An 11347-nucleotide genomic window follows, 5' to 3' on the forward strand; every position below is an offset into this window, starting at 1 on the left:
CAGCCTTGAGTCGTTTTGTGCATTAGCATGGCGCGCATTAGTCTCGTACGGGAAGTTTATGGAAATCAGTCCAAATAAAGTATGGGAAAGAAAAGAGTGGGAAGAGCATGTAAATGACCTTCTCAGAATAAAACATGGGCAGGAAAATTATGTTCCTATACCCGACAGACATAATGGAGACGCCGGCATTGAAGGCTTTTCCTTCTGCGGCAATGCCTATCAAGCGTTCTGCCCTGAAGAGCTTTGCCCCATGGCGCAGCTTTATGACAAGCAGCGCGACAAAATGACAACTGACATTAATAAATTCATCGAGAATAAAGGCAACGTCTTATCAACAATTCTCGGCCCTACTAAGATTAGACGTTGGATACTTGTCGTACCAAACCACCTATCGAAGCACCTAAACGCTCATGCCTCCACAAAAACAGCGGAAGTTATAGCAGCGCAACTACCCTACGTTGAAAATACGGACTTCCACGTTCTTGTATGGGATCGAAGCACGTTTAAGACAGAAGAGGCGGAGCTATTAGACCAAGGCATCAGAGTACTCAAACTAGAAAGAAAAGTAATATCTGACGTGGACATAAGCACGTACCAGGCTGACAAGTCAGAATTCGCGAGCAACATAGAGACGAAGCTATCAAAGCTTAAACCGGCATCCCCACATCAAATCGAAAAAGCAAGGGATACGATGTTTAAACAGACCATCTATGCTCAGAACATGCTTGAGGATCTAAAACAGGAGTACCCTGAATATCACTCTCAAATCACGTCTGGAGTGATGGAAATGGAGGAAAAACTACACGTTGAGTACTTCGAGGAAAAACAAAAAAGCCCAGCCCAGCATACAACTGCACTCAAAGAAGCGCTGACCAAGAAAAGCAAGCTCCACGAGGATAATTTGGATTGCATTGCTTCAGGAACCGTTGCTGATTGGCTTATGCGCTGCAATTTGGATTTTGAATAAATGGATATCTTAAACACCATCCCAAACAAGGTAATATTTCGCCAATCCGGCACCCCAGTAGAGCCCGAACTCAGACCGCTTTGGAGGATATCCTTAATTGCACTGATACTACTCAAACTTAGCGCTGGAAATAAAGCGGGAATAAAGAAAATACAGGTGCTTAGTTCTTTGGTTTCATCCCATGAAAAGCGGAAGAACTACTTTTCTGAGATCAAAGATCTCTTCTCTGCTGTAAATGTTAGATTTGACCCTCTTGTGGATAGAGCTATTAACATGGGGCTGGGCGAAGGGATATTCGAACTAGAGCCATCCAAAAGCGTTAAGCTGTCAACTACAGGTCTAGCATTCGCAAAATCAATCGACTCAGACATGGAAGTCTTTGCAAAAGAAAAAGAATTCATACAGAACTTTAGCAAATCCTTCTTCACCGACACCATTATTGACAAACTTATTTCCGGTGACTTTCGTGAGCAGACTTAAGATAAACAGACTAAAGATCATCTCCAGAACAAACGAAGGAGATTACGGCGTAGATATACCATTTGCTTACGGCCTAAACATTATCAGAGCCGATAACACATTAGGTAAATCAACCTGCGTGCAAAGCATTGTATATGCATTAGGCTTAGAAGGCACCCTAGGGCCTAGCAGGAAAAACCCTTTAAAATCTGCGTTAACCAGCAAACTTAAAAAGCCTGATGGTAGCTATGCGCTTGTCACCGAATCGAGAGTTAACCTAGAGATATCCAACGATGCAGGCGAGACAATCACAATATCAAGAAGCGGCATAGAAGAAAAAAGCAGGGTTATATCTGTTTATACCGTACCAATTGATAAGATCGATTTTCTTTCCGACACATCTTTCACAGATTACTTTGTTCGCGATCCTGGCGCAGCAGTCAGAGAACGGGGTTTCCATACCTTCCTAGAGAAATTTCTTAGCATAGAGGATCCACAAGTCGTCAAGTATGATGGCAACACTTGCCCTCTTTATTTGGAGTCAATTTTTTCGGTTAACTATGTCGAACAGACTAGAGGCTGGGGCGGAATCCTGAACGTGCTCCCTACTTACCTTGGCATCAAGGACCTAGCGAATAGAGCTCTTGAGTACAATCTCGATTTAGACATCCAGGAGAACAACAGAAAGAGACAACAGTTGATCTTCAAAAGAAATGACCTTGGATCGGTCTGGACTATAACTATTGAAAAGCTTATTTCAACAGCGAGGCAAGTTTACGCATTTGTCGAGCCCGCCGTTAGTGATGATATCAGCAAACAAAAATCCATAAACAGCGCAACCGATCTTTACGTTTTGAACGGCGAGTCTCTTAAAACCAATCTTTCCGACCACTTGACGAATCTCAGGCTAGAACTCTCAACATCAAAATTAGCAATCACCTCAACTGACGCAACTGGGTCAAAAACGCTTACACAAGAAAGAGAACTTAACCTCTTGATGAAAAGACTCTCAGAAGAGGAGTCGGCTATTTCAATTATCTTGTCGGACATAGACGTTAGCGAAGACTACGTTAGATCCATAGAAAAACGAGTTTTGGCGGTCAAGGAAGGGCTACGCAAATACCGAGACATTAAAAAAATACACGAGTACGGATCCACTGAGAAATTCAAGTTCTTAAGTGGCCGCTGCCCAACTTGCGATCAGCCAATAGAGGACTCGTTACTCCCTCACATGCACAACCAATCTGCACTAGGGATTGACGACAACATCAAGTATCTCGAGAAACAACTTTTAGTTTTCGAGTCCCTGAGAGCAGGCGAAGAGCGCAAAGCCTTAAACAAAAGGACACTAATACTACAGGCTCAAGACAAAGTTAACTCTACACGCGCTGACATTCGCTCACTAAAAGAAAGCCTTCTTGATGTTAAAGGAGCCCCATCTAGAGCTCAACTTAGAAAAGAGATCCTGCTTGAGGAGAAAATTGAGGCCATCGAACGGACTCTAACGCTTGAATCCGAAATAAAAGAGAAATTATCTGCTACAAAACTAGAATGGTCTAGAGTAGACGGAGCAATCTCAAAGCTGCCATGGGACGGTTTTAGCCGCAACGACTATATAAAGCTCGGAAAACTAACTGAGCAATTTAAGAAAAACCTGAGCGACTTTGAATACAAAAGCACACCCATTGAAGACTTTGAAATATCGAAACGAACATACAAGCCTTCAATTGATGATGTTGACTTAGGCTCCGAGGCTTCCGCCAGTGACAACATAAGGGTTATTTGGGCCTACCTATATTCTCTTCTAACCTTGGACAACCACTTGGAAGGTCTTACTACCAATCACCTTGGATTGCTTATACTAGACGAGCCGCGCCAACAAGAAACCAAGGAGGTCAATTTCAAAACATTCATCGAAAGAGCATCTGAAACCCGCAGTATGGAGCGACAAGTTATAATAGCAACTAGCGAGAAGCATGCTGACTTAACAAAAATGATTGAGGGACTTCCCGTCAAAGTAATCAACTTTGACGGCCCCCTGATTTCAAAGAGGACCTAAGCCCATGTCCTGCATACGCGACATATCAAGTTGAATGTCGCTCGCACGGGGCCAAATGAAAATCAAAGCGAAAAAAACAGGGGACGGAAAAAACGGGAAAAAAGGGAACAGACCACGGTTTACGGAGAATTAATCGTGGCCTGCTCCCCCCGTTGTTCACTCCGCCGCAACATCAAACCTGAACGCGAAATAACAAATGGGGACGCATTTATTTTTGCGTCGCCCTATGGCGTTGCAACCTGCAGCACGGCCGTCATCAGTCGAACACGCCGTGGATCTCATCCAGCGTGGGCATTCGTGCGGGTACAACCGCCAACTCACAGTCCAGGGCTGCCAGCATTCGCGCATAGGCCATCATGCCCACCGAGAGATCGCCCTTTTCGATGGCGATAACCTTTTGCCGGGTGATGCACGCCAGGGAGGCAAGCGCGGCCTGAGTAAGACCTCGATTCAGGCGGCGCTGCCGTAGCTGCTCGCCAAGTCGCAGCGTGATGAGGGAGTAGTCCATGTTCCGTATACGCAACAAGTAATATGAAATGTAACGTATACCGAACTACTGGAAAAATCAAAGCGGATGCGGCCACTCAGCCAAGAGCCGACGCTAAGCGGCCATATAGCGATCCACCACTACTCGCAATTCGCGGCTGCGTTGACGGTAGGTTTCCAGCCCCTGGCGGCCTATCAAACTCGAGTCACGATGCTTGCAGCTTGCGCGGCTAAGCGGGGCAACAATCTCGGTATTTTCCGACGACAGTCGCGCCCCCGCCCCGCCTCCAGCGCTCAGCAGCAGTAGAGGCCAGGCGCGAGCCGCAGTAAAACCTTAGCGGCGCAGCGCCTGGCTTTCACGCAGCATGTCCAGGGCGCTATCGACCAGCAGTTCGGCATCGCGCTGCAGCGAGAAGCTTTCCGGCACCAGCAGCCACTGGCTGAGCAGGCCGTCGATGTAGGCATGCAGGCAGATCGCCGCGCGGGCGGTGTCCAGTGTCGCGGGGAGTTGCTTGCGCTGGACCGCATTGCGCAGCGACTGGTCGATGCGGCCGTTGCATTCCACGCTGTCGGTTTGACGCTGCTGGCGCAGGTCGCTCATCTCGTCGGTGAGTTCGCAGCGGTGATAGAGGATTTCGGTGATCCGGCGGGTTTTCGGATCCAGCGCAACCCGCTGAAACAACGTGATCAGCAGCTGGCGCATGCAGCCCAGCGGGTCGTCCTCATCCGGGTTCTCGCCGGCCCTGGCCAGCTCGTCCAGCGGCTCGTGCAAGCTGTCCAGCATGGCCTGGATCAGGTCGGCCTTGTCCTTGAAGTGCCAATAGATCGCCCCGCGAGTGACGCCGGCAATGCCGGCAATTTCTGCCAGCGTGGTGCGCGAGATGCCGCGCTCGTAGAAAGCTTTTTCGGCCGCCTCGAGTATCTGGCTGCGCGTCTGCTGAGCCTCCTCTTTGGTACGACGAACCATGGCAGTAACCCTCAATCAGGATGGCTTCACGCAGGAAGCTATTGGCAGGCAAGGCTTTCGTTGAGCCTTTGGCTGATTTTCACATTTTGTTGCTTCTGCGTACTAAAAATCACTTACAAACATTCATGAACGTAAGTATATTGATTAGCAGACTACTTATCCAACCTCTCATCCGATTTTGTCACTGGCATTTCGCTCAAGCGCCTTGCCAGGCTCCCGACCGAGGCCTTCATGCGATTCAATCCGGTTTTCCCCGCGCTGGTTACCGCCGCCGTCCTGACCGCCCTGCTCAGCGGTTGCCAACAGGAAGAAGCGCCACCTGCCGCATCACTGCCGCAAGTCGGCGTGGTCACCCTGCAACCGCAAGCCTTTACCCTGACCTCCGAGCTACCGGGACGCACCACCGCGTACCGCATTGCCGAAGTGCGCCCGCAGGTCAACGGCATCATTCTCAAGCGTCTGTTCACCGAGGGCCGCGCAGTCAAAGCCGGCCAGCAGCTGTACCAGATCGACGCCTCGACCTATGAAGCGACCCTGAAAAGCGCGCAAGCCTCGCTACTGTCGAGCAAATCCCTGGCCGATCGCTACAAGCTGCTGGTCGACGAGCAGGCCGTCAGCCGTCAGGAGTTCGACGAGGCGCAAGCCAAGCGTCTGCAGGCCGAAGCCGTTGTGCAAAGCGCGCAGATCGACCTGCGTTACACCAAGGTGCTGGCGCCGATCTCCGGGCGCATCGGCCGTTCGGCGATAACCGAGGGCGCGCTGGTCAGCAATGGTCAGAGCAGCGCCATGGCGGTGATCCAGCAGCTGGATCCGATCTATGTCGACGTCACCCAGTCCTCGGTGGCGATGCTCAAGCTGCGCCGTGAGCTGGCCAGCGGGCATTTGCAGAAAGCCAGCGAGAACGCCGCCAGGGTCAAGCTGATCCTGGAGGACGGCAGCGAATACGCAGAACAAGGTCAGCTCGAATTCTCCGAGGTCTCGGTCGATGAAGGCACCGGTTCGGTGACCCTGCGCGCGGTGTTCCCCAACCCGAACCACGACCTGTTGCCGGGCATGTTCGTCCACGCCCAGCTGCAGGCCGGGGTCAACAGCCAGGCAATTCTCGCCCCGCAACAAGGCGTGACCCGCGACCTGAAGGGTCAACCCACGGCCCTGGTGGTCAATCAGGACAACAAGGTCGAGCTGCGTGAGCTCAAGGCCGACCGCACCATCGGCAATCAATGGCTGATCAACGAAGGCCTGAACAGCGGCGACCGCCTGATCACCGAGGGCCTGCAGTTCGTCAAGCCAGGCGACGAAGTCAGCGTCAGCGCGGCGAGCAATGTCCAGGCAGCCAATCCGGCCCTGGTCTCGACCAGTGCCAAAGCGCGCGGCCAGGGGGAGTAACGCATGTCGAAATTCTTTATCGATCGGCCGATCTTCGCCTGGGTGATTGCCCTGGTCATCATGCTGGTCGGCGCGCTGTCGCTGCTCAAATTGCCGATCAACCAGTACCCGAGCATCGCGCCGCCGGCCATTGCCATCGCCGTGAACTACCCGGGTGCGTCCGCGCAGACGGTGCAGGACACGGTGGTACAGGTGATCGAGCAGCAGCTCAACGGCATCGACAACTTGCGCTATGTCACCTCGGAAAGTAATTCCGACGGCAGCATGGCCATCACCGCCACCTTCAACCAGGGCACCAACCCGGACACCGCCCAGGTACAGGTGCAGAACAAACTCAACCTGGCCACCCCGCTGCTGCCGCAGGAAGTTCAGCAGCAGGGCATCCGTGTGACCAAGGCGGTGAAGAACTTCCTGATGGTGATCGGCCTGGTCTCCCAGGACGGCAGCATGAGCAAGGACGACCTGGCCAACTACATCGTTTCCAACATGCAGGACCCGATCTCGCGCACCGCCGGCGTCGGTGACTTTCAGGTGTTCGGCGCCCAGTACGCCATGCGCATCTGGCTCGATCCGGCCAAGCTGAACAACTTCCAGCTGACCCCGGTGGACGTGAAAAACGCCATCGCCGCGCAGAACGTCCAGGTCTCCTCGGGCCAGCTCGGCGGTTTGCCGGCGGTGCAAGGCCAGCAGCTGAACGCCACTATCATCGGCAAGACCCGCCTGCAGAGCGCCGAGCAATTCGACGCCATCCTGCTCAAGGTCAACCCGGATGGCTCGCAGGTGCGCCTGGGTGATGTGGCCGAGGTCGCCCTGGGCGGCGAAAACTACGGCATCAGCGCCCAGTTCAACGGCAAGCCGGCCTCTGGCCTGGCCGTCAAGCTGGCGACCGGCGCCAACGCCCTGGAAACCGCCAAGGCCCTGCGCGCGACTATCGCCGAACTCGAACCCTTCTTCCCGCCGGGCATGGAAGTGGTGTTCCCGTACGACACCACACCGGTGGTGAGCGAGTCGATTTCCGGCGTGGTGCACACCCTGCTCGAAGCCATTGCCCTGGTGTTTCTGGTGATGTACCTGTTCCTGCAGAACTTCCGCGCCACGCTGATTACCACCATGACGGTACCGGTGGTACTGCTCGGCACCTTCGGCGTGCTCGCCGCCTTCGGCTTCAGCATCAATACCCTGACCATGTTCGGCATGGTGCTGGCCATCGGACTGCTGGTGGACGATGCCATCGTCGTGGTGGAGAACGTCGAACGGGTGATGGCCGAAGAAGGCCTGTCGCCGAAAGAGGCCACGCGCAAATCCATGGGCCAGATCCAGGGTGCGCTGGTCGGCATCGGCCTGGTGTTGACCGCCGTGCTGCTGCCGATGGCGTTTTTCAGCGGCTCGACCGGGGTGATCTACCAGCAGTTCTCGATCACCATCGTCTCGGCCATGGTCCTGTCGGTGCTGGTCGCGCTGATTTTCACCCCGGCACTCTGCGCGACCCTGCTCAAGCCGCTTGGCAAGGGCGAGCATGCGCCCAAGCGCGGCTTCTTCGGCTGGTTCAACCGCAGCTTCGACCGCGGCGTGCAACGCTACGAACGGGGTGTCGCGAGCATGCTGCGGCACAAGCTGCCGTACCTGCTGGCCTATCTGCTGATCATCGTCGGCATGATCGTGCTGTTCACCCGCATCCCCACGACCTTCCTCCCGGAGGAGGATCAGGGCGTGCTGTTCGCCCAGGTGCAAACGCCGGCGGGATCCACCGCAGAACGTACCCAGGTGGTGGTCGACGAGATGCGTAGCCACCTGCTCAGCGCAGAGGCGGATACGGTCAGCTCGGTATTCACCGTCACCGGCTTCAACTTCGCCGGTCGCGGCCAGAGTTCGGGCATGGCCTTCATCATGCTCAAGCCCTGGGGCGAGCGTTCGGCGGAGAACAGCGTGTTCAACCTGGCGCAACGCGCGCAGCAGCACTTCTTCAGTTTGCGCGACGCCATGGTGTTCGCCTTCGTGCCACCGGCGGTCATGGAACTGGGCAACGCCAGCGGCTTCGACCTGTTCCTCCAGGATCGCGCCGGGCTTGGCCACGACAAGCTGATGGAAGCACGCAACCAGTTCCTCGGCATGGCCGCGCAAAGCAAGGTGCTGGCGGGCGTACGACCGAACGGGCTGGACGATGAGCCGCAGTACCAACTGAGCATCGACGACGAACGCGCCAGCGCCCTCGGGGTGACCCTGGCGAACATCAACCAGACCCTGTCGATTGCCCTGGGTGGCAGCTACGTCAACGACTTCATCGACCGCGGCCGGGTGAAGAAGGTTTACCTGCAGGGCCAACCCAGCTCGCGGATGAGCCCGGAAGACCTGAACAAGTGGTACGTGCGCAACGACAGCGGCGAGATGGTGCCCTTCTCGGCCTTCGCCAGTGGCGAGTGGGTCTACGGCGCGCCCAAACTGACCCGCTACAACGGCGTCGCGGCCATGGAAATCCTCGGCACACCGGCACCCGGTTACAGCTCCGGCGAGGCCATGGCCGAAGTCGAAGCGCTGGCGCAGAAACTGCCGGCGGGCATCGGTTATTCCTGGACCGGGCTGTCCTACGAGGAGCGCCTGTCCGGCTCGCAGGCACCGGCCCTGTATGCGCTCTCGCTGCTGATGGTGTTCCTCTGCCTGGCGGCCCTGTATGAGAGCTGGTCGATCCCGATTGCGGTGATGCTGGTGGTGCCACTGGGCATCATCGGTGCCCTCGCGGCCACCAGCATGCGTGGGCTGTCCAACGATGTGTACTTCCAGGTCGGTTTGCTGACGACTATCGGCCTGGCGTCGAAAAACGCCATTCTGATCGTCGAGTTCGCCAAGGAGCTGCACGAACAAGGGCGAAGTCTGAGCGAAGCGGCGATCGAAGCCTGTCGCATGCGCTTGCGCCCGATCATCATGACCTCGCTGGCCTTCGGCCTCGGCGTGGTGCCGCTGGCCATCTCCAGCGGCGCCGGTTCGGGCAGCCAGCACGCCATTGGTACCGGGGTACTCGGCGGCATGACCAGCGCCACCATTCTGGCGATTTTCTGGGTTCCCCTGTTCTTCGTCGTCGTCTCTTCACTGTTCCAGCGCAAGGAAAGCAAGGAAAGCAAGAAGAGCGAAACACTCGTCGAGGAGCCGGCCCAATGAACCAGACCCTAGTGTCCATCGCAGTCGCCACCCTGGTGCTCAGTGGCTGTTCGCTGATACCCGATTACCAGCAACCGCCTGCGCCGATCGCCAGCCAATGGCCCCAGGGCCAGGCCTACGCGCCAGCCGAGGCGGCCGACATCGCCGCCGCCGAACAAGGCTGGCGCCAGTTTTTCCGCGACCCGGCCTTGCAGCAGTTGATCGCGACCGCGCTGCTGAATAACCGCGACCTGCGCGTCGCCGCCTTGAATATCGAGGCCTACCGCGCGCAATACCGGATCCAGCGCGCCGACTTGCTGCCGGCGGTTAGCGCGGATGGCAGCGGCAGCCGGCAACGCCTGCCCGCGGACATTGCGCAAACCGGTCACGCCGGGATCAGCAGCCAGTACTCGGCGACCCTCGGCGTCAGTGCCTATGAACTGGATCTGTTCGGTCGCGTGCGCAGCCTCAGCCAGCAGGCCCTGGAAACCTACCTGTCCAGCGAAGAGGCGCGGCGCTCCACGCAGATCAGCCTGGTCGCCAGCGTCGCCAATGCCTACCTGACCTGGCAGGCCGATCAGGCCCTGCTGCAGCTGACCGAAGACACCCTCGGCACCTTCGAGGAAAGCTACCGGTTGACCCGACGCAGCAGCGAGATCGGCGTGGCGTCGGCGCTCGACCTGAGCCAGTCGCGCACCTCGGTCGAAGCGGCCCGGGTCAAACTGGCGCAATACCAGCGCCTGGTCGCGCAGGATCGCAACGGCCTTGCCCTGCTCCTCGGCAGCGGCCTGCCGGCGGATCTGCCAGCCAGCCAAGCACTCGACGCCGAACTGCTCAGCCAGGTGCCGGCCGGGCTGCCGTCGGACCTGCTGCAACGGCGCCCGGACATTCTCGAAGCCGAGCACCTGCTCAAGGCGGCCAACGCCAACATCGGCGCGGCGCGGGCGGCGTTCTTCCCGAGCATCAGCCTGACCGCCAATGCCGGCAGCCTCAGCCCGGATCTCTCCGGTCTATTCGGCGGCGGCTCGGGTACCTGGCTGTTCCAGCCGCAGATCAGCCTGCCGATCTTCAATGCCGGCAGCCTGCGCGCCAGCCTGGATTACTCGAAGATCCAGAAGGACATCGGCGTCGCCCGCTACGAGAAGAGCATCCAGACCGCCTTCCAAGAGGTTGCCGACGGCTTGGCGGCTCGCCAGACCTACCAGCGCCAACTCCAGGCCCAGCGTGACCTGGTCGAAGCCAACCAGGACTACTACCGCCTGGCCGAGCGCCGTTACCGCATCGGCATCGACAGCAACCTGACCTTCCTCGACGCCCAGCGTTCGTTGTTCAGCGCGCAACAGGCACTGATCACCGATCGCCTGGCGCAGCTGACCAGCGAGGTCAACCTGTACAAGGCGCTCGGCGGTGGCTGGCGCGAACGCAGCGACCCGCCACAGGCGCCAGCGGAGGGCTGATACACCTCGACCGCAGCGGCCGATCGCGCCGGCGTGAGCGACCGGGGCGGTCGGCAATTGCGTTCTTGCTGGCTTGCCGCACGCCCTTCTGCTTGTCGTCCAAGCGCCTGCCGGCAGAGCCTCAGAACTGCGCCGCGTCCAGCAGGTACAGGCTCTCGCTGCCGGCCTTGACCGAGGCAGTCAGCGAGTGGATGCGCGGCAGGATGCGGGCGAAGTAGAAGCGCGCGGTGCCCAGCTTGCCGGCGTAGAAGTCGTCCTGGCCTTCCTTGCCCAGCGCGGCCCGTGCCATCAACGCCCACATGTAGGCGTAGGCGGTGTAGCCGAATACCTGCAGGTACTCGACCGAGGCGGCGCCGACTTCGTTGGGGTTGGCCTTGGCCCGCTGCAGCAGGTCGGCGGTCATCAGCTCGAGGTTGGCGATGGCACCTTTCAGC

General features: G+C 57.1%; 9 protein-coding genes. 6 read left to right on the forward strand and 3 right to left on the reverse strand.

What is annotated here, in order from left to right:
- Window positions 1-58: 58 nt before the first annotated feature.
- Genes R3355_RS21390 through R3355_RS21400 form a run of 3 tightly spaced genes read left to right on the forward strand, consistent with a single transcriptional unit; the run spans window position 59 to window position 3485 of the window.
- Complete coding sequence (locus R3355_RS21390; RefSeq protein ID WP_318963082.1) at window positions 59-967, forward strand: hypothetical protein; 909 nt, start codon at window positions 59-61, stop codon at window positions 965-967.
- Entirely contained in the window at window positions 968-1447 is a 480-nt protein-coding gene (locus R3355_RS21395) for a hypothetical protein (protein ID WP_318963083.1), read from the forward strand.
- On the forward strand, window positions 1434-3485 hold the full coding sequence (locus R3355_RS21400; RefSeq protein ID WP_318963084.1) for a hypothetical protein: 2052 nt from the start codon (window positions 1434-1436) through the stop codon (window positions 3483-3485). Before R3355_RS21395 ends, R3355_RS21400 begins: the two co-directional genes overlap by 14 nt.
- Before the next feature lie 256 nt (window positions 3486-3741).
- On the opposite strand, the gene R3355_RS21405 is transcribed toward R3355_RS21400, so the two are convergent.
- Both R3355_RS21405 and R3355_RS21410 read right to left on the reverse strand, forming a co-directional pair.
- Window positions 3742-3993, reverse strand: coding sequence for a helix-turn-helix transcriptional regulator (locus R3355_RS21405; RefSeq protein WP_318963086.1), 252 nt, complete (start codon window positions 3991-3993; stop codon window positions 3742-3744).
- A 312-nt stretch (window positions 3994-4305) separates the two neighbouring features.
- Window positions 4306-4938 carry a TetR family transcriptional regulator gene (locus tag R3355_RS21410; protein WP_318963088.1) on the reverse strand — a complete coding sequence of 211 codons (633 nt, stop codon included), beginning with the start codon at window positions 4936-4938 and terminating at the stop codon, window positions 4306-4308.
- Window positions 4939-5169: 231 nt separating this feature from the next.
- Here R3355_RS21410 and R3355_RS21415 point away from each other — a divergent pair, with 231 nt between their 5' ends.
- The 3 genes from R3355_RS21415 to adeC are packed head-to-tail and all read left to right on the forward strand — an operon-like array spanning window position 5170 to window position 10913.
- On the forward strand, window positions 5170-6324 hold the full coding sequence (locus tag R3355_RS21415; RefSeq protein WP_318963090.1) for an efflux RND transporter periplasmic adaptor subunit: 1155 nt from the start codon (window positions 5170-5172) through the stop codon (window positions 6322-6324).
- A 3-nt stretch (window positions 6325-6327) separates the two neighbouring features.
- Entirely contained in the window at window positions 6328-9477 is a 3150-nt protein-coding gene (locus tag R3355_RS21420; RefSeq protein ID WP_318963091.1) for an efflux RND transporter permease subunit, read from the forward strand.
- Entirely contained in the window at window positions 9474-10913 is a 1440-nt protein-coding gene (adeC, locus tag R3355_RS21425; RefSeq protein WP_318963092.1) for an AdeC/AdeK/OprM family multidrug efflux complex outer membrane factor, read from the forward strand. Before R3355_RS21420 ends, adeC begins: the two co-directional genes overlap by 4 nt.
- Window positions 10914-11034: 121 nt before the next feature.
- On the opposite strand, the gene R3355_RS21430 is transcribed toward adeC, so the two are convergent.
- Window positions 11035-11347: acyl-CoA dehydrogenase C-terminal domain-containing protein (locus tag R3355_RS21430; RefSeq protein ID WP_318963094.1), on the reverse strand; the 313-nt coding region annotated here is incomplete at its 5' end.

Source organism: Pseudomonas sp. (assembly GCF_033723075.1).
Classification (GTDB): Bacteria; Pseudomonadota; Gammaproteobacteria; order Pseudomonadales; family Pseudomonadaceae; genus Aquipseudomonas.